This is a genomic window from Aestuariibaculum sediminum (assembly GCF_014596945.1).
Classification (GTDB): domain Bacteria; phylum Bacteroidota; class Bacteroidia; order Flavobacteriales; family Flavobacteriaceae; genus Aestuariibaculum; species Aestuariibaculum sediminum.
Window position 1 is genome coordinate 36139 of sequence record NZ_JACVXB010000004.1, and the last position, 20147, is coordinate 56285.

The window sequence follows — 20147 nt, forward strand, 5'->3', positions numbered from 1 at the left end:
TGGGGATGTTGCTCCTTAAATTTTCAGGAATATGCGCCTCTAAACCTAATCTGTAATAATGCTTTATACAGGTGTCCCAAGATTGTCGTTTTAAGCTGGATTGAATTTCGATAACTCTTTTTTATAGGTAAAATTCAGAATTAAAATCCGATGACCGATAAGTGAATACCTTAGATTTGTTAATGGGAAGCTCTAATTGTTAAATGAGCCGTTCGTATCTTGACTTCAGAATGCTTTTGTAAGCAGCTTTCATATCCTTCGATAAAAAGGAATTATCAATCCAATTAAAAGCTTTTGTTTTGTTTTTAAGCATACGTTTAAAGACACCTTGTATTTGCTTATCGGTCAATCCAAGTCCTTTTCCTAATTGTTCAAAATGTAACTTTTTAAGTTTTCGCTTTTTTCCTTCAAGAGTGAGTGCTAATTCTTCAGTGTCTTCGGGAAGTACAATAGTAACGTTCAATAAATCGTAGGCTGGAGCTAATATCCATCCAGAAGGACTTTCTATCATTGAGAAATTTTTCAAATGCATATCGTTGTTTCCTGTTAGGAAACTAAAAACAGCCAATTCAAAATAGAAGATTTTATCTAACAAGGTATTATTAGAGTAACTGTCCAATGCCTTTCCAACTTTTTCCATTGAGCTTTTATACTTGTCAAAAGCTTCAGTTATTTGAAACATATCAAGCATATGAACTTTTTCGCCATTTTCCGTTCGATCAATACGCTTGGTAACATAAGAGAGCTCTCCGGAAGCCAACCTTATCAAACTTGATGGAACCACACGTATTCCAAAAGCTTCTGCAATCCGCATAGTAACATGTTCATTCTCGGGCATTTCACGAAAGTGTAGGGATGGAGGTTTAAAAATATACTGTCCTCCTAAAGCTCCTACAACGGTTAACCTTGCATCTGAATGTTCTTGGGTTTCTTTTTTCAATGACATAGATAATTTAGGTTGTACTCCAGGCACAGCCACACTGCGCTCTACAACACTTTTAGCAAGCTCAGTCATTTGATCAATAGTATAAGGGATTACCGGAGGTGTTGGAGTTCCAAAAAAAATTATAGAACACTTTTGATGAAAATCAATTTCGTTTTCAAGAGATTGATAACAATATAAACATCTATTTTCCATTTTCTTCTGGTATTGGTATAATACTTACTGCACCAATGCAGTTTTGACAACAGGCTAGTAATAGTCCCATGCGGTCATTGCTATTGATTTTCCAATTTTTAGTAGCGATATCTAGTAACCAACCTTCAGGTATTAAACCTTCAAAAAAAGGAAACAGTCTACTATCGACATACGGTTCCTGTCTAACGGGCATTGTAAATGTAATGAAGTTAGAGGGGAAGGCATTTACATAGGTAGCATTATATTGAAACAAATAATCACCTTCATCGGTTTCAGTAATAGTTCCCGCTAAATAATCCTTGTAATATACGTTACCTTGCCTCATTATTCATTTCTTTACTGTTAACAGGTGCTAATTCGTGACCAAACATAGCTAATACAAGATTAACCTTGTCCATATTCAGATTGGTTTTACCTTGTTCTATTTTACGTAGTACTGTTAATGCTACACCAGAGCGTTCTGCGAATTCTTCTTGAGTAAGGTTAACTCCTTTTCGTCGGGACTTTACAAATTCAGCTAATGACTTCATTATATGTTTTTGGATATAAATTCAAACAAATATAGTAAATTATATGTATTTAAGTATAATTTTATATTTTAAAAATGATTTATATGTTTTTAGGTATAATTTATATTATGAATAATTTACGCAATTTTGAGTTCGAACAGTCTAAATTGTAGTATTTTGACTAAATTTGATGAGTGAATGTCAAAAACTCATTTGGCTATGTCCTATAGAGTGTCCTATTTGAAAATATTGTTTTTAAATAATTGAAATACAGTGTATTGGGTTTTGCTTCAGAATCCTGCCACCCCGACTAACTTAGTAATAAGTTAAACTAAAACACTGTTAATCTATTGATTTTCAGTGTTTTTTTGTTTTTAAACATTTGTTGGAATTGATTTGTAGCTAAATGTCAGTTGTTCGGAAGTTTAAACGATATGTATTATCTTTAAGAAACTTTCGAGATTGATTTGACTTTTAAATTAACAGATATTTTTTAATTAAAGTCATTTTACAATGAAATTAAAAGACACCTCTACGGTTATTTCTTCACAAGAAAATCAAGAAGTAATCCACAGCAGCTTTCTATTTATGTACATATCACAGTGAGTGGAAAGCGATCGGAAATCAGTTTGAAGCGATCTGTTCTTGTTAAAGACTGGGATAGCAATAAGAGTAGGGCTAAGGGAAATTCTATAAAAATAAGGTCTCTGAATACTTATTTAGATGAAGTATTTGGCAAATTATTAAATTGTCAAAAAGAATTACTCTATGAAGATGCTATTATTTCTTCAGATTCGATTAAGGCTCGGTATTTAGGAGAAGACGAAACCAGCAAGACTTTGAGAGATCTGGTTGGTTATCATCATGATAAAATAGAGATTGTACTTAAGCTAGGTACGATGAAGAATTACTACAGTACATAGAAATATTTGTATTAGTTCTTAAAAAACGAACGAAAATCAAAGGATTTGTTTAAATATAACACCTTGTTTCTAACTGGAATATATTATTTTTTAGTAGCGGCTTGTCAAGCAAAAAATTATTATTCTATCGGATTTATATGTTGGGAATCTCAGCTAGTTTTGCACTTAAAGATCATTTTTTAATTCTGAAGGGAGCTTACCATATTCCTCTTTAAATAATTTTCTGAAATATTTTACGCTGTTAAATCCGACTTCGAATGAGGCTTCCGAAATCGTTAGGTTGTCGTATTTAATTAATTTAACTGCTTTATCAAGTCTTGCCTTACGGGTTAATTCGTTAATATTTTTTCCGGTTATGGCTTTTATTTTTCTGTACAGCGATGTTTTACTCATGCCTAGTTTTTCGCAAATTATATCTACGTTAGTATTTTGTTCTGCAATTTGCTGTTCTATAATCGTGTAAAATTGTTTTAGAAATGCTTTTTCATTATCTAACAACGTTTTATGTGTTTCAATAAATTGAGTTGATTCTTTTTCTTTATTGTTAAAATAAGCTTTAAGATCTAATCGTGTTTGAATTAGGTTTTTAATTCTTGTTTTTAAAAGTTTAGGATGAAATGGTTTCGTAACATAATCGTCTGCGCCTTCTGTGTAACCTTCGTTTATTTTTTCGGGATTGGCAGCAGCAGTAAGAAGTATGATAGGTATATGCGAAGTGGTTTGTTCCTTTTTGACTGTTTTACATAAATCGATACCATCTTTGAGAGGCATCATAACATCGCTTAGTATTAAATCGGGAACATATTTCATGGCCTTAGCAATTCCATCACTTCCATTCTCTGCGAATATTAAATCGTAGTCTTCTTCTAATAACGAGGATAAAAACGATAATATGTCGCCATTATCATCTACTATAAGAATGAGTTTACGCCCTTTATCTTCATTAATTTTGGTTTTTAGCTCACTAGTTTCTACAGTATTCGCTTGGTATGCCCAAATTTTGGGAGATAGCTCTTGGTCTATTGTGTTTTCAGATGTTATTTGTGAATTCGAATTGTTTTGGTTTGTAGCCTTATTAAAAGCATCTGTAGGTAATTGTAACGTAAATTTAGAGCCTTTATTTTTGTCACTTTCTACGGAAAGTGTACCTAAGTGAAGTTCCGCAAATATTTTTGATAAGGCTAAACCAATACCAGAACCTGTTTTTCCTTTTGATGATTTTGACTGAAAATACCAATCAAATATATGTGGTAGATCTTGTTTTGAGATGCCTTTTCCTGTGTCTGTAACGGCAATGTATAATTGATTATTAGTCTTTTTGATAGTTATTGATATCGTATCTTCTTTTTCAGTGTACTTAAAAGCATTAGAGAGGAGGTTATGTAATATAATTTCAATTTTTTCGATATCGCACCATATGAAAATGTCGTTTTCTGTATTTTGAATTTTTAAATGGACGCCTCGAGATTTAGCAAGCGCTTTATAACTAAGCATCATTTGGTCAATGTGTTCAGAGAGGTTTACTTTTTCTATAGCAAGCTTATTTAATCCAATTTCTGTTTTTCTAAATTCTAATAATTTCTGTATGTTTTTTAAGAGATATTTAGAATTTTTTAGTACTAATTGTAATTGTTCTTTTTGTTTTTTCTTATCAATTTTTTCAATAAGATTTTCAATAGGCGCGATTATTAAACTTAAAGGAGTCTTTAATTCATGTGAAAAACTGGTAAAAAATCTCGCCCGTTCAAAATTAAGGTCGTTTTCTAGTTGTCTTTGTTTTTTCTCGAAAATTAAGGAATTCTTTAATTTAATACGTTCACTATAATACCTTAAACCAAGCCAGATGAACGTTGCAAGTATCAAAGTGTATAATAAATAAGCCGGTAGTGTTTTCCAAAATGGTGGGCTAATTGTTATTCTTAGGCTATTACTAATGGTAGTTCGAGGATTTATAGTTCCTTTTACAATTAAATTATAATCTCCCGGAGGTAGGTTACTTATATTTATGGCATTACTTTGATTAATATTTACCCATTGGTCTTGGTAGCCTTCTATAATATAAGAGTAATCGATGTTTTGGGCGTTGGGGTATTTTAAAACACTAAAATTAATAGTAATTAAGGTCTGGTTATAATTTAGATTTACGTGGTTTACATAAGTTAAGGCTTTGTTAAGTATGCTTTTGGGGTTATTTGGAGATACTTTTACTTTATTATTAAAAACTTTTAAGGTTTCGAAAATTAACTGGTAATTTTGATTTGCAACAAATACTTTTGTCGGATTAATTTTATAAAGCCCGTTGTCACTTCCAAAATAGAGTATCCCATCTGTTGAAGAGTAGGCAGCACCAACATTAAAACTTGTTAGGGGAATGTCATCTAGATAATTAAGGTTTGTAATTGTTTCGGTTGTGTTGTTAAAATGACTTAAACCTCTTAGAGTACCTAACCAGATATCATTTTCATTATTGTACACTATACAATTTACGGTGTTGTTACTTAATCCGTGTTTTGTAGTAAAAGCTTTAGCTTTGTTTTGGATCGGGTCAAGTTTTAGAAGTCCACCATAACCTGTTCCTATTAAATATAAATTATTAGGTAATGGTTGAATAGCGTACATAATATTACTTTCAATTCCTGTTGTTCTTGCCATGCTAAACTGCAAATAGGTTTCAGAGTCCGGCATATATTTAACAACACCATTACCATAAGTTGCCATCCATAAATTACCAAGGTCGTCTTCGCATATATCGCGAATATCCATTGCCCCAAGAGATTTAATGTAAATAAAATTGTCTGTGGTTTCGTTATATTTATAAAGACCACCACGATTTGTACCCACCCATATTTGGTTTTGGTTATCTTCAAAAATCACATTTACTTTATATCCGTTGTCTATAGAACCTTGAAGATATTTTTTAAAATCACCTGAAGCCGAAGTCATTCTATTTAATCCACCTCTGTATGTTGCAACCCAAATGCGGTTTTTACTGTCTTCCAATACATCGTAAACATAATTATTAGAAAGGCTTGATGGTTTATTGTTATGATGTTCAATATAGCTGTATTTTCCAGTTTTCGAGTCGTAAATATTTAATCCACCACCATCGGTACCAATTAAAAGATTGCCATTTTTACTTTCAGAGATACTTCTAACGTAGTTGTGATTTATTGAAATTGGAGCGTTGGTTGCTTTTTTTTCAATATGAGTTATGGCAGATTCTTTTGGGTTTATATAATACAGTCCGTGATGTGTGCCTACCCACATGCTGTTGTCGTTATCTCTTAAAATAGAAGAAATCCACCGGCCTTGAAAACCGTTACCATTTTCGTTAGGTAAGTACCATTTTATAAAATTTTGATGCTTTAAATAAGCGTCTAGATTGATAATGTTTAATCCGCCATTTTGCGTACCTACCCACATATTGCCTGTCCCATCTGGCTCTATGGCAAGAACCTCTTTGTCGCTTAAGCCTTGTTTTCTCTTTCCAGCGGTAAGGTATATAAGTTTACTATCTTTGGTAAGAATAACGATTCCGTTTCTAGTTCCTATCCATAAATTATCTTTTTCGTCTTTTACTAAGCAATTAATTTTATTTAAACTTTTGTCAGTTTCATCACCTATAAAAACACGTTCTACTGTTTTTGTTTGGTAGTCGATTTTGTTGAGTCCGTCAAAGAAGGTACCTACCCAAATAGTGTTGTCATCTAAAAGTATGCTAGAGATTTGGTTGGAGGATAAACTTTTTTCTGAGTTTGGGTTATGTTCTAAAAGGAAGCTTTTTTCAGGTTCAATGGGGTTAAAAAACTCTAAACCTTTCCCGTAGATACTAATGATAATTTCATTTTGTTTTCCTACTTCTAGACTGCTTAAGCTTTCTGTAAACGGTCCATTAGTTTCATCGAAAATTGAAAATTGTTCTGTTTTCGAATTGTAAATATTAAGCCCTTCACCAGTTGCTATTAGGAGTTCGTTTTTTGAGTTAACTTTAATTTCATGAATAAAGTTGTAGTTTATTGTATTTAAAGTGTCTGATTCTTTTTTAAAACTAAAAAACTCATTTCCATTATAGCGATTAAGTCCGTCAAAAGTAGACACCCAAATGTAACCAAGAGAATCTTTTGCTAAATCTGTAATTGCATTATTAGACAGGCCCGATTGAACATTAAAATACTCGAATTTTAAATCTTGTTTACTATCAATCAAATAAGAATCTTGGGCATAGCAAAATAAGGAGAAGAGTATAAACAATATTATAAATGTACTCTTTTTTATGGTCATAAAATTCGTAGGGTTTGATGTGTGAAAATTAATAAAATAATAACAATTAATTGTTTTTAATTATCAAAAAAATAATTTTTACCATACCAGAATGGAGAATACTTAAGGTAATATATAAATCACTATATGTTGCTGTATTTAAAGTGGTTGAGGTTTTTTGTTAGGTGTCTTCGATACCTGGTTTGGGATATGTTGAAACTATTTTCCCTCCTTTTTTAATCAATATTACCTCTATTTTGAATTACATTTAAATTACTTTCGATAAACTAATAAGTGTTTTTTTAACATTTATAAAAACAAACCATAAATTAAACTTTGAATTTTATAGAACTAAGTAGTGTAAATATTTTTTAACTAAACCAGACTATCAAAAAAATGATGTACTTAAACTTTAAAATGTAACTTCCGTTATTCAGGTGTTTTCTATCAATTAAAGGTTAAAATTTAAAATGGATAAAACAAAGATTAAGTTTTAAAGTGTCATTTCAATTATAATAGTCATTTGTATAACTTCCTATTGGTATATCCTTGAAGTATGGTTTAGTTAAAAAATATTTACTCTAATTAGGAAATAAAGCAGTAAACCATTAGAATGAAAACATTTTTAAGCCTTTATGTAGCAGCTGTATTTTTATTTTTTTCATGCACTGAAAAATCAAGCACGCTAGAATCTAAAATAGATGATACACTAAAAATCGCAGCAACACAGTACCAGCATTTAATGAATAGTTTGACAAAGGGCCAATATCCTAGAACCTATTTTTCGGATCAAGATAAATTAGAAACTAGTGGTTCTGGTTGGTGGTGTAGTGGGTTTTATCCTGGATCTCTTATTTATCTAAACGAAGATTCTAAAAATCCAGCATTTCAAAAGGAGATTATACGTGTTTTAAACGATTTAAAGCGAGAACAATTTAATACAACAACCCACGATCTTGGTTTCATGATGTATTGTAGTTTTGGAAATGCTGAACGTTTAAATCCCTCTTTAGAATACGAAACTATTTTAATGAATAGTGCTAAATCCCTAGCATCTCGATTTGACGAAACGGTTGGTTGTATAAAGTCTTGGGATAGTCGTAATGATGATTTCCTCGTTATAATTGATAATATGATGAATCTGGAATTGTTGTTTTGGGCCTCTAAGCACAGCAACGATTCTACTTATTATGATATAGCCGTAACACACGCCAATACAACCATTAAAAACCACTTTAGGGACGACTACAGCTCGTATCATGTTGTGAATTACAATAAGAACGATGGATCGATTATAAAAAAGCACACAGCACAAGGGTTTTCAGATGAGTCGGCTTGGGCTAGAGGCCAGGCGTGGGGCTTATATGGTTTTACTGTAATGTATCGAGAAACTCAAGATGAGATATATTTAAACCAAGCTAAAGCGATTGCGGAATTTATCTTAAACCACCCTAATATGCCAAATGATATGGTTCCGTATTGGGATTTTAATGCACCAGATATTCCACATGCATTACGTGATTCTTCTGCAGGAGCTATCATGGCATCGGCTTTATTAGAGCTAAGGCAGTATGTAGATGGAGACTTGTCTAATACTTATGCCTCCGCGGCCAACGCGATGATTAGCACTTTAACATCGGATGAGTATTTAGCCAAATCAGGAACAAATGGTGGTTTTTTACTTAAACATGGGGTTGGACACATTCCTGCAAATAGTGAAGTAGATGTGCCTTTAACATATGGCGATTACTATTTAATTGAGGCCATGCTTAGATACAAATACAATAGAATTTAAAATACTATTTAATTAATAATAACAAGTAATATGTGAAAACAAAAATTAAAAATCTATGACATGAATTAAATTAAAAACAAACAAATTTAAGCAGGCCATATCAAACCACGGAAAGGCATGTTAAATAACCAAACAAAACTAAATTAATTATGACAAAACCAATTAAAATGAAAAAACACCTTTTTACAGGTTGTAACTTTGATTTTAAGTGTAGTACAATTGTGTTGTTGATATTTTGTATTACGTCTTATCAAGTTCAAGGAAAAAGCACTAATTTAAACAACAAAGACACTGAATTAGTCAACTTAAAACAAAAAGTTGAAATATCTGGAAAAGTAACAGATGGAGAAGGATTACCTTTACTGGGGGCAAATATTATTGAAAAAGGAACTACAAACGGTACACAAACTGATTTTGACGGTGCTTTTTCTCTAAATGTGTCTAGCGATAATGCGACTATTGTTGTTTCCTACACAGGGTTCAAAACACAAGAAATTGCTTTAAACGGAGAAACCTCAATTACGATAACCTTAGAGGAAGATACTGCAGTACTTGATGAAGTAATTGTTATTGGCTATGGCTCAATCAAGAAGAAGGATTTAACAGGAGCAGTTGTACAAGTTAAACCCGATAAAATAGCAAACGAAAATCCGCAAACAGTTCAAGATGTTTTGCGTGGTGTTCCAGGTTTAAAAGTGGGCTATTCAGCGGATGCTAAAGGTGGCGGATCTTTACAAATTCGTGGTCAAACGTCTGTATATACAGGTGGTGGACATAATTCACCACTCATCATTTTAGATGGCATGCAATTTTATGGCGAACTTTCAGAAATCAACCCAGATGATATTGAACAAATAGATGTTTTAAAAGATGCTTCGTCTACAGCAGTGTATGGATCTAAAGCTGCAGCAGGTGTACTTATTATTACGACCAAAAAAGGACGTCAAGGTAAACCTACAATTAATTTTAATTTTAACGCAGGTATTAATGTTAAAAGTGCATATCGTGATATTTATGATAAAGAAGGTTATATTAAGTATCGTGAAGATTGGGAAACAGCAAAAACATATGGCTTTAATGAAAATACGGGTCAATACGAGGCTTGGGTAGCAGATCGAGTTGGGCAAGTAGGGTATTTTTCTAGCCCTTTCGAGTTGGACCAATACGGTATTTCTCAGGATGATTGGTTGGCTTATCAATCAACCTCCGAAACCGATGGCAGAAGTTTAATAGAAGTTTGGGGTCGACGTTTAGGTTTAGAAGATGTTATATTAGATAATTTTATAGCAGGAAAATCGCACGACTGGAATGGCAGTACGTTTAGAACAGGTATCAATAAAGATTATAACCTTAGTGTTTCTGGTGCCGGGGAACAAGTAAATTATTATATGTCGTTAGGTTATTTGAGTACCGAAGGAGCTGTGCAAGGAAATGATTATTCGGCTATTCGTGCAAATATGAAAGTCAATGGTAAGGTTACCGATTGGCTTGAGGTTGGAGCAAACGTTAATTTTCAAGACCGAACCGATGGAGATATTCGGGTGGGTACAGGAACTAACTATTGGGATGCAAATATGTTAAGAAACAGTCCGTATTCCAATTTTAGAGACCAAGACGGTAATTATGAGCGTTTACCAATGGGACTAAATATTGGTGGTTATAATTATTACTATGACCGTCAATTCATGGATTTAGAGAAAGGTTTTACCGTACTGAATACTATTTTCAATGCAAAAGTTAAACTACCTTTTGGTATCACCTATTCGTTTAACGTTTCGCCACGATATCAATTTTTTTACGACCGATTTTTTCAATCTTCAGCACACGAGGGCTGGGATCCCGCTAATGTTGGTGTAGATAGAGGGCATGCTAAAAGTTTTGATTGGAACTTAAATAATAATTTAACATGGGACCATACATTTAATGACAAACACCATTTTATTGTAACCTTAGTACAAGAAGCTGAAGAGCGTCGTTATTGGTCTGATGATATTGATGCTCGTAATATTTTACCATCAGATGCCTTAGGTTTTCATAATACGTCTAATGCTACGCTTGATAATAGTGGTTTTTCAACCACGGATACACACCAAACAGCAGATGGATTAATGGCAAGACTATTTTATTCTTACGACCATAGGTATATGTTAACAGGAACTATACGTCGCGATGGGTATTCCGCATTTGGAGCGTCAAATCCATATGCAACATTCCCTTCTATAGCCTTAGGTTGGAATTTGTCCAATGAAAACTGGTTTAATTGGGATGCTATGAATACTGCTAAATTACGATTGTCTTGGGGGAAAAATGGTAATCGCTCCTTAGCAGATCCTTATGTCTCTTTAGCAAATTTAGGTTCTGGTACAGGTGCAACTATGGGATATGTTGATTCTTCAGGAGAAATTGTAGATGTTAAGTATTTGGCAATAGATCGTATGGCGAATCCTAACTTACAATGGGAGAAGACAACATCTACAAATATTGGTTTCGATTTTGGATTCTTAAATAATCGCATATCAGGTTCTATCGATGCTTATAATATGGTTACTAACGATATGATTATGGCACAGCGTTTACCAAGTTTTTCTGGTTTCGGTTCGATAACAACTAACTTAGGAGAAGTACAAAATAAAGGTTTTGAAATTGGTATAAATACCGTTAATATTCAAAATCCAAATTTTGAATGGCGTACTAATTTCGCGTTATCATACAACAAGAATACTATAAATGCTTTATACGGAAACCAGGAAAATATCCTAGATAGTGAAGGTAATGTTATTGGACAGCGGGAGGCAGACGATATAAGTAATGGTTGGTTTATAGGTAAGGCAATTTCTGAAATTTGGGATTATGAAGTTATAGGAATTTGGCAAAAAGATGAATGGCAAGAAGCAGAGCGTTATGGACAACGACCAGGAGATCCTAAAGTTGCAAACCATTACACAGCAGACGATGCAGCTGATGGTACGCCAGTTTATAACGATAATGATAAAGTGTTTTTAGGGAAACCGCACCACCTTTAAATTGGTCTCTCCGTAATGAGTTTACTTTTTTTAAAAATTGGGATTTCTCCATAAATATGTACTCGTATATGGGGCATAAATCTCTTAATGGGAACTACTTGAATAATTACAACGATGGAAGTTTATATACCTATAATTACAATCCTTTTAAAAACCCATATTGGACTATTGATAACCCAACTAACGATTGGGCACGCCTCGATGCTATAGCACCAGCTGGTGCTAGAGCAGCAAAGTTGTATAACCGTAATTTTATTCGTTTAGACAATATAGCTTTATCATATTCTCTTCCGCAGAATATTTTAGAACGTATGAATGTTAAGAATTTCAAGTTTATTATGTCTGTTCGTAATGTGGCAACATGGGCTGCAGATTGGGAATATTTTGGTGATCCAGAAACAGGAGGCCTTGCGACCCGTACATTTAACTTTGGATTTAATTTAACTCTTTAAAAAACAAAACGATGAAAAGATATTTAAAAAATAAAATAACGAAACTAGCACCTTTTTTTATTGGGCCTGCTTTGTTTATTTCTTGTTCGGAAGATTTTCTGGAACCAGACCCTCTTTCTTTTTACGAACCAGAAACTACGTTTTCTACCGAATCAGGATTAAAAGCAACTATAGCTATTGCAGATCGAGCTTTACGAGGATTTTGGATTCACTACAGTGGTGCATACAACAATGTGCCTATTAGTACAGAATATGTATTTTCAGATATGGCAAAATATGGTAAATCAGATGCAAGTAACACCATTGCAGATTATGCCAACACCATTATTCCAACGGGAACTTTTCAGGTAAACCCGAGCGATAATATCTATCTTGGATATTATTGGGAAGAAGGTTATAATGGTATTAAATATGCTAATACAGTATTGTCGTATATAGATGATGTAAAAGGGCTATCAGAAGATGTTAAAAACAAGTATAAGGGGCAAGCATTATTTCATAGAGCTTACAGATATCTTAACTTGGTATATCAATTTGGAGATGTACCTTTAATTACGAAAATTCTAGAAGTACCAAAGCAAAATTATTATTCTACTAAGAAATCGGCAATTATTGAAATGATAACTGCAGATATGGAAAAAGCTGTAGAATGGGTTCCTGAACAAGGACAGTTAGAATTTAAAGGATTAGTAAATAAAGCTGCTTGTAGACAACTATTAATAAAATGTTATTTAGCTTCAGGACGGTTTAGAGAAGCAGAGGACCAAGCGAATATATTAATAGATCAATCGGGGTATTCCTTAATGCGAAACCCATTTGGACAGTTTGATGAAGGTGGAAACCCACAGACATGGGAAATTACAAGAAATGTAATTTGGGATTTACATAGACCAGAAAATAAGGTGCTTTCGGAAAACACTGAAGCATTAATGATTATGCCTAACGATGGTGCGCAATCGTTTTTATACTTCATGTCTATGCGTATTTTTGGACCATTTTGGAATTCTGGAAATATTATAACACCTACTGATGGAAAACGAGGTGCTAATCGATTTGGCTTAAATAGTTCTAATTACGACCCAAACTTCGATTACGCAAGAGCATTTGGTCGTGGTATTGCTACCGTAAGTGCATCGTATTATTCGCAAAAACCAATGTGGGTTGTAAATGGAATAGAAGATACTCAAGATTTAAGGCATAATAACGAAGTTGGTAACTGGGTTAATATGGAAGACCTTAAATATAGCGACCCAAGTTCTGTAGACTATGGTAAAAACTTTAGAATGTATGATGACAATGGCGGACTAATCGTTAAAGACTCTATACGTGATTGGTTTGATTTTCCTTTGTATAAATTGTATCTGCATGATGTGGAAAGTGAAAACAACCAAGCTTCTAGTGATTTTAGAGGGGCAACAACTGGTAGTAAGGCACACTGGTATCTCTATCGTTTGGCAGAAACTTATTTATTGCGAGCAGAAGCACGTTTTTACCAAGGGAATATACCTGGTGCGACCCAAGATGTTAACACAATTAGAGTACGCGCAGGTGCTTCGCAAATGTATAGTGCAGTAACTATTGGAGATATTTGTGCAGAAAGAGGGAGAGAACTTTATTTAGAAGAATGGAGAAACGTCGAACTAACGCGTATTTCTCATTGTTTAGCAATAAGTGGTATGCCTGATGAATGGGGGAATACTTATGATGTTAATACTTGGGATAAACAGTCGGGAACCGACAATGTTGGTGGTAGTTATTGGTATCAGCGTATCGTACATTATACGCTTTATAACAAGCATCCAGAAGGTATTGTAATTCCTAATGGAACCAAATATTATACTATGGATAAGCGTAATGTATATTGGCCAGTTCCAAATAGTGCCATTACCGCAAATACCAAAGGACAATTGAGTCAGAATTATGGGTATGACGGTTACGATCCAAGCATAAAAATGTGGGACAACTGGCAAGATGCTGTAGCAGACGAAGACAATATAGATTAGTTTAAATAGTTTGTTTTAGTTTAAATTGTTTTTAGAGAAGAAGATGACATGTCTTCTTCTCTTTTTATAAAGAGGATGATGACTCACAATATATGGGGCTAATACTAAATAATGCATGATTTATTAGTTTATGAAAGAACAGGAAGGTCTAGATAAAATATTCTACGAGCATGCAAATGCCGATTTTAGAGGATTAGCCAACGCACCAAAACCATTATTTTTTAGCTCCAAAGATAGTGCCGGCATCGATGGCGATATCATTCTTATAGATATAATCAAGAAAATAATGAAAAACCAAACCTCTTTTAGACAAGGAGCCGAAGTGTTTTACCACAATGAACTGTGTTATTTTTTATTGTTAGAAAACGATATGGGTAATCCAGATTATCGTGTTCGTTACACAAATACTATGTCGCCTTTTAGGCCTCTAAATATTTCTGAAAAGAATTTAATTTTAGAGAAAATACCAGAACACGGCAATTATGGAACAGGGCATAATAGTGTAATTCAAACAACTGACTCAGATACAAGTAATATGGTGTATCATCGTTTTATACCTTCAAATAGAAGTGAATTGGAGCCTACGGCAGTTTATAACAGAGAATTTTGTATCGATAAATTAAAACTTAATACAGATGGTAGTATAAAGCCTTTGGTGCCAAAGGTTTCGAGAATTAATTAGAATTACAGTCAAACCTAAAGATCTTAAAAAAAAAATATCATTTTTTAAATACATATGAAACATAAAGAATTACGAAAGCTATTAATTATTACGGTTCTATTTTTGAATAGTTTAAATTTTTATGCTCAAAACAATAAATTACAAGAAGCTATACCGCAAGAGATAAGAGATTTCTTTGTTAGTTCTTTAATAAAAATAGGGGATCCCGTTCTAAGTGCATTAAGCAAAAATGAATTAAAAAAAACGATGCCTGTGGAAAGGTCTCCAGGAGCTTGGGACGACCGAACCCATGTAACTTATTTGGAAGCCTTTGGTAGGTTGTTGTCAGGAATGGCACCTTGGTTGGAATTAGGTCCAGACGACACTGCAGAAGGTAAATTAAGGGCAAGATACATAGAATTAGCTCGAAAGTGTATTCATAATGCAACCAATCCCCAGTCACCAGATTTTATGAACTTTACCAAAGATGGTCAGCCCCTAGTTGATGCTGCTTTTTTAGCACAAGGATTAATTAGAGCACCTAAACAATTATGGGAACCTTTGGATGAAACGACAAAAGCCAATGTTATTAATGCCTTAAAGTCTAGTAGAGTTATAAAACCGTATTATAGCAATTGGTTACTGTTTTCTGGTATGGTTGAAGCTGCATTAGTAAAGTTCGATGCAGGGCCAGATTACATGCGCTTAGATTATCCCTTAAATAAACATAAAGAATGGTATTTGGGAGACGGAATGTATGGCGATGGGCCAGATTTTCATTGGGATTACTACAATAGCTTTGTCATTCAACCCATGATATTAGATATATTAAAGGTACTTGTCGAAAAAGATGAGAGGATAAAGAGGGACTATTCTATAGCTTTAAAAAGAGCAAAACGTTATGCCGCTATTCAGGAACGATTAATTTCACCAGACGGTACTTACCCGCCAATAGGACGGTCGTTAGCATATCGGTTTGGAGCTTTCCAGGCATTATCTCAAATAGCCCTTTGGAAAGAACTACCCGAGGATGTAAAACCAGCGCAAGTAAGGTCTGCTTTATATGCTATGATTTATAATCAGATTAATGTAGAAGGGACCTTCGATGAAAACGGATGGTTACAAATAGGTTTGTATGGTCATCAACCAGATATAGGAGAAGGATATATCTCAACGGGGAGTTTGTATTTGTGCACTGAAGCCTTTTTGGTTTTAGGATTGTCTAAGGAAGACCCGTTTTGGAGTGACCCTTATGAACCTTGGACACAAAAGAAAATATGGTCAGGACAGGATATTAAAATTGATCATGCGATTAGAAATTAATTAAGATTAGTTCAGTTATAGAAATTGTTGTGCAACATTAGGTTACGATAAATTTTACATAATTGACACTCTAAGAAAAGTTTAACTATTATTACAAATGACTTTAGGCAGAAAAAGTTACATATTCACATTAGTTTGAGCAGTATATACTTCTGGATTAAATTCACAAACGGTAACGAGTCCAGATGAGAGACTTAAGCTTTTTTTTTGCTTGATGATGGTGTACCTTATTATTCGGTAACTTATAAAAATAAGGTTATACACAAAAGTTTCCCGCTTGGATTAATATCCAGTTTTGGAGACTTTGGCACATGGTTAAGAGTAGAGATTAAAATAAATCACAGGTTTTTAAATATAGAAATAAGATGAATCTTAAAACATTACAATCAAGGAAAAGAACAACTGTTAAAGGTAAGTTGATACTTTTTGTAATTTGTGCTGTAACCTTGCTCCAAGCCCAAAACAACAACATTAAGAATGATAGGTTTTGGGATACCAAAAATGGAAAACCCATATATAGTCAGGGAGGGGGTATATTCAAATTTCCGGATCCCAAAACAGGTATAAAAAAATACTTTTGGTATGGAGTGCATTATAAGCAAGCAGAATTATATAGGGAAGACCCTTCAATAACCCAAGCTAGAAATAACTTTGAGGGGGTAAGTTGTTACTCATCAAACGATTTAGTCAATTGGGAGTTTGAAGGCAACATTTTAACACCAGACGAGGTTTTTAAAGATTCAGGCGGTCGTAGATGGGGATGGCTTGGTCGTATGGGGGTTGCTTATGTGAAAGAAGCAGCGCAATACGTTTTGATTATTCAATATGGTGCTAAGGTACTTTTCGCCACGGCCGATTCGCCATTAGGGCCGTTCAGCAAAAGCCATGTTAAAAGTATGGAAGACTGGATTGGAACAACAAATACAGGTGACCAAACCGTATTTACAGACGAAGACACAGGTAAATCTTATTTGGTTTACAGTTATGGAAAAGGCCGTCATAAAATTTATATTTCCGAAATAGGTTTAAAAAATGATACCATTACTTTATTGAATTATAAACAAGTATTTAAAGGAGCAGGACGTGAAGGCAACTGTATGTTCAAATATAAAGGTAAATACTATTTAGCAGCATCGCAATTGTACGGTTGGGATGGCTCTAATGCATATTATCTTGTTTCAGATGATATTTTTGGGCCTTATCTGCCTGAAAACCACATGCAGTTATTTCCAGGAGCAGAAGATGATTATGCACATATTTCCCAAACTGGATTTTTTGTTACTGTCCGTGGAAGTAAACAAGAAACTGTTATCTTCTGTGGCGATCGCTGGGCCGATTTTGCTGGTAATGGTTTGGGATATAACCAGTGGTGCCCATTATCCTTCGATGGTTTTGTACCATACTTTAATTCACTTAACTCTTGGAACCTTAATGAAAAAACAGGCCAATGGGATGTGGCTCCTGATAATAACTGGATAAAGAATCCTTCATTTGAAGCAGACAGAAAGCAAATACCTAGCCACAATAAGCCTGTACAAACTAAACTTTTGGGCTGGGAAACTACTGTAATTAACGGAACAGAAATTTCTTTAGACTCACTTTCACCAATATTGAACCATGCAAATACAGAAGAAGAGCGTAAGGTGGTTATTGGAGAAAGGAGCCTTAATATGAGTGATAGCGTCAATTTTATCAGAAAAGTACATCAAAAAATAACCTCTTCCCCTTATGTGACCTTTGAGAATGACACCTATATATTAAGAGCGAAAATTAAAAACAGCGATAACTTTAATACTCTTAAAATGTATGCAAAATCAGGAGCTACACATTTTGAAGTAGTTGTAACAGACAAAAATGAAACGTGGACAACTATAAGCATAGCAAATATAGAGGTAAAAAACAATGAAGTGGAATTGGGGTTTCTTGCTGATGGAAAGGCCGGTGCATATTGCTTAGTTGATGATGTTTCTTTTGTTAAGTCAAAGTAAGCAATTTGGTTATTACAATGTAAAGGATAATGAAACGTTTATTATATGTTTAATAAAATGAAACAATGTGTTAGTATACTTTCTTTTGTCATGTTTTGTTCTTCTATTTGGTCACAGGGTTGGAAACCAGAATTTAAAGAGAACATTCCCTTAGATTCTATACGCTTAAGCGATCCAGCAATACTTGCCGACAAAAAAACATCAACGTATTACATGACCGGAACAGGAGGATTGCTCTGGAAGAGTAAAGACCTGGCAAAATGGACAGGCCCGTTTGTTGTTGCTAAGACAGATACTGAATCTTGGATGGGATCGCGACCTATGATATGGGCTGCCGAACTTCACCAATATAAGGATAGGTATTACTACTTTGCAACATTTACTAATAGAGAAGTAGTTATTGACACCATTAAAGGAAATGTGATTAACCGTCGAGCAAGCCATGTTTTAGTTAGTGAAAGCCCAGATGGGCCTTACGTTCCTATGGAAGATGAAATGTATTTACCTCCAGACTTAGCTACTTTAGATGGAACGTTTTGGATAGATACCGACGGTAAGCCTTACATGGTTTATTGTGAAGAATGGTTAATGAATTGGAACGGTACCATGGAAAAAATAGAATTAAAACCAGATTTGAGTGGTACTGAAGGTAAAAGAAAAGTTATGTTTTTTGCACACGATTCACCATGGAGTAAGGAGCAGGATCAATTCGGTCGTATTGTCCCCAACAAAGTAACAGATGGTCCTTATCTGTTTAATACACAAACTGGTAAATTAGGGATGATTTGGACAAGTTGGGTATTTAGCGATTATGTTCAAGGGGTAGCTTATTCAGAAAGTGGCACTTTGGATGGGCCTTGGATACAGGAAAAGAATCCCATAACACCACCAAATTTTGGTCATGGTATGCTATTTCGCTCTTTTGATGGGAATTTGTTAATGTCTGCCCATAGCCATAAAAGTGTAAATGGACGCTACATTCGAATTCCGCATTTATTCGAAGTGGATGACTCTGGTGACAAGATTGTAATTAAAGGGCTGTATCAGCCACGATAAATATATAACACCATAAAATGTAATCTTATGATAAAATATAAAATGAAAAAAGAGAGTATAGTAGGTCAATTATTAATCTTTCTAGCTATAATGCTAGTAAGTCCTTTAAATGGATTTGCAGCAGAGCTTTTAGAAATTCCGATTGGTTGGTCAGATGGATATGTATATGCCAATGGCGTTCGTTTACATTATTACCAGGCTGTGCCTGCTAAAGATAAACCAGTAATGGTTATGGTTCATGGAGTTACTGATAATGGACTTTGTTGGGCGACACTTGCATTAAAGATGCAAGCGGATTACAATATATATATGTTAGATACACGTGGTCATGGATTATCAGATCCATTTACCTGTAACGATGATGCCAATACACTAATAAAAGATGTGGTTGGTTTTGTAAAGGCCATGGAAATAGATAATCCTATCCTTATAGGGCATTCTATGGGAGCGGCAACTGTGATGCGTTTAGGGGCCGAATACCCTAATCTTGCTAAACAAATAATTATGTTAGACCCATTTCTTGCTCATCCAGGTACAAGAAGAAAAAGTGAATCTCGCTCGAAGCCCTTAAAGCAGACCGAAGATAAATCAGTTAAACTCTTGTCTTTTAGTATGTTTGGTGAACCCGAAATCCTTGTAAGGCAAAACAATTATACCTTTGAGGATTTGGTAGAAAAGGGGAAAAGAGAAAACCCAAAATGGCACATCATGGATGTGAAGTATTGGGCTTTATCTAAAAAACAATATCATGGGGCATATTCAACAGATGCATGGAGCGTTATGAGTGGAACGATGCAAATTGGTGATGCGCTTTCAAAAATACAAGTTCCTGCACTTGTACTAAAAGCTGACACATCTTCTGAAGGACGTAAAGCCAATAAGAAAGCTGTTCAGGGATTGAACCGTGTTTCACTTTTTCATATTGATGGAGCAGGTCATAATTTGCATCATGATGCTTTGGATCGAACCGTAGAGATTATAAATGAATTTTTGTCATCTTATACCAATTAAAAACC

14 protein-coding genes are annotated in these 20147 nt (G+C 34.2%); 10 read left to right on the forward strand and 4 right to left on the reverse strand.

Going from position 1 to position 20147, the window contains the following annotated elements; all coding sequences use genetic code 11:
- Positions 1–199: 199 nt before the first annotated feature.
- The 3 genes from ICJ83_RS10350 to ICJ83_RS10360 are packed head-to-tail and all read right to left on the reverse strand — an operon-like array spanning position 200 to position 1668.
- Positions 200–1138, reverse strand: coding sequence for a HipA domain-containing protein (locus ICJ83_RS10350; RefSeq protein ID WP_188230325.1), 939 nt, complete (start codon positions 1136–1138; stop codon positions 200–202).
- A complete protein-coding gene (locus ICJ83_RS10355; protein ID WP_188230326.1) occupies positions 1128–1463 on the reverse strand; it encodes a HipA N-terminal domain-containing protein in 336 nt (111 codons plus the stop codon). Before ICJ83_RS10355 ends, ICJ83_RS10350 begins: the two co-directional genes overlap by 11 nt.
- Positions 1450–1668 (reverse strand): helix-turn-helix domain-containing protein, encoded by a 219-nt coding sequence (locus ICJ83_RS10360; RefSeq protein WP_188230327.1) that lies wholly within the window; start codon positions 1666–1668, stop codon positions 1450–1452. The genes ICJ83_RS10355 and ICJ83_RS10360 overlap by 14 nt, the downstream gene beginning before the upstream one ends.
- 581 nt (positions 1669–2249) lie before the next feature.
- On the opposite strand from ICJ83_RS10360, the gene ICJ83_RS16960 reads away from it, so the two are divergent.
- Positions 2250–2570 (forward strand): Arm DNA-binding domain-containing protein, encoded by a 321-nt coding sequence (locus ICJ83_RS16960; protein ID WP_317173284.1) that lies wholly within the window; start codon positions 2250–2252, stop codon positions 2568–2570.
- Between the two features lie 165 nt (positions 2571–2735).
- Here ICJ83_RS16960 and ICJ83_RS10370 read toward each other — a convergent pair whose 3' ends face one another.
- Positions 2736–6851, reverse strand: coding sequence for a two-component regulator propeller domain-containing protein (locus ICJ83_RS10370; RefSeq protein ID WP_188230328.1), 4116 nt, complete (start codon positions 6849–6851; stop codon positions 2736–2738).
- Positions 6852–7443: 592 nt separating this feature from the next.
- Between ICJ83_RS10370 and ICJ83_RS10375 the strand changes: the two genes are divergently transcribed.
- The 9 genes from ICJ83_RS10375 to ICJ83_RS10410 all read left to right on the forward strand — a co-directional run bounded on the left by ICJ83_RS10375 (position 7444) and on the right by ICJ83_RS10410 (position 20142).
- Positions 7444–8625, forward strand: a complete 1182-nt coding sequence (locus tag ICJ83_RS10375) for a glycoside hydrolase family 88 protein (protein WP_188230329.1) — start codon at positions 7444–7446, stop codon at positions 8623–8625.
- 167 nt (positions 8626–8792) lie between these two features.
- Positions 8793–11648: a SusC/RagA family TonB-linked outer membrane protein gene (locus ICJ83_RS10380; protein WP_223154723.1), complete on the forward strand. Its 2856-nt coding sequence runs from the start codon at positions 8793–8795 to the stop codon at positions 11646–11648.
- 68 nt (positions 11649–11716) lie between these two features.
- Positions 11717–12100 carry a hypothetical protein gene (locus tag ICJ83_RS16965; protein ID WP_223154726.1) on the forward strand — a complete coding sequence of 128 codons (384 nt, stop codon included), beginning with the start codon at positions 11717–11719 and terminating at the stop codon, positions 12098–12100.
- Positions 12101–12111: 11 nt separating this feature from the next.
- On the forward strand, positions 12112–14103 hold the full coding sequence (locus tag ICJ83_RS10385) for a RagB/SusD family nutrient uptake outer membrane protein (protein ID WP_188230330.1): 1992 nt from the start codon (positions 12112–12114) through the stop codon (positions 14101–14103).
- 130 nt (positions 14104–14233) lie between these two features.
- The gene (locus tag ICJ83_RS10390; RefSeq protein ID WP_188230331.1) at positions 14234–14785 is read left to right on the forward strand and encodes a family 43 glycosylhydrolase; all 552 of its coding nucleotides are present in this window, start codon (positions 14234–14236) and stop codon (positions 14783–14785) included.
- Between the two features lie 54 nt (positions 14786–14839).
- The gene (locus tag ICJ83_RS10395) at positions 14840–16087 is read left to right on the forward strand and encodes a DUF2264 domain-containing protein (RefSeq protein ID WP_188230332.1); all 1248 of its coding nucleotides are present in this window, start codon (positions 14840–14842) and stop codon (positions 16085–16087) included.
- Between the two features lie 365 nt (positions 16088–16452).
- Complete coding sequence (locus tag ICJ83_RS10400) at positions 16453–18075, forward strand: family 43 glycosylhydrolase (RefSeq protein WP_188230333.1); 1623 nt, start codon at positions 16453–16455, stop codon at positions 18073–18075.
- Positions 18076–18132: 57 nt separating this feature from the next.
- Positions 18133–19131, forward strand: a complete 999-nt coding sequence (locus ICJ83_RS10405) for a glycoside hydrolase family 43 protein (RefSeq protein ID WP_188230334.1) — start codon at positions 18133–18135, stop codon at positions 19129–19131.
- Positions 19132–19173: 42 nt separating this feature from the next.
- Entirely contained in the window at positions 19174–20142 is a 969-nt protein-coding gene (locus ICJ83_RS10410) for an alpha/beta fold hydrolase (RefSeq protein WP_188230335.1), read from the forward strand.
- Positions 20143–20147: the final 5 nt, after the last annotated feature.

Bases quoted from the DNA above. Each gene is read 5' to 3' on its own strand.
- ICJ83_RS10350 (WP_188230325.1), bottom strand. From the start codon at position 1,138: ATGGAAAATAGATGTTTATATTGTTATCAATCTCTTGAAAACGAAATT.
- ICJ83_RS10355 (WP_188230326.1), bottom strand. From the start codon at position 1,463: ATGAGGCAAGGTAACGTATATTACAAGGATTATTTAGCGGGAACTATT.
- ICJ83_RS10360 (WP_188230327.1), bottom strand. From the start codon at position 1,668: ATGAAGTCATTAGCTGAATTTGTAAAGTCCCGACGAAAAGGAGTTAAC.
- ICJ83_RS10370 (WP_188230328.1), bottom strand. From the start codon at position 6,851: ATGACCATAAAAAAGAGTACATTTATAATATTGTTTATACTCTTCTCC.
- ICJ83_RS10375 (WP_188230329.1), top strand. From the start codon at position 7,444: ATGAAAACATTTTTAAGCCTTTATGTAGCAGCTGTATTTTTATTTTTT.
- ICJ83_RS10380 (WP_223154723.1), top strand. From the start codon at position 8,793: ATGAAAAAACACCTTTTTACAGGTTGTAACTTTGATTTTAAGTGTAGT.
- ICJ83_RS16965 (WP_223154726.1), top strand. From the start codon at position 11,717: ATGGGGCATAAATCTCTTAATGGGAACTACTTGAATAATTACAACGAT.
- ICJ83_RS10385 (WP_188230330.1), top strand. From the start codon at position 12,112: ATGAAAAGATATTTAAAAAATAAAATAACGAAACTAGCACCTTTTTTT.
- ICJ83_RS10390 (WP_188230331.1), top strand. From the start codon at position 14,234: ATGAAAGAACAGGAAGGTCTAGATAAAATATTCTACGAGCATGCAAAT.
- ICJ83_RS10395 (WP_188230332.1), top strand. From the start codon at position 14,840: ATGAAACATAAAGAATTACGAAAGCTATTAATTATTACGGTTCTATTT.
- ICJ83_RS10400 (WP_188230333.1), top strand. From the start codon at position 16,453: ATGAATCTTAAAACATTACAATCAAGGAAAAGAACAACTGTTAAAGGT.
- ICJ83_RS10405 (WP_188230334.1), top strand. From the start codon at position 18,133: ATGAAACAATGTGTTAGTATACTTTCTTTTGTCATGTTTTGTTCTTCT.
- ICJ83_RS10410 (WP_188230335.1), top strand. From the start codon at position 19,174: ATGAAAAAAGAGAGTATAGTAGGTCAATTATTAATCTTTCTAGCTATA.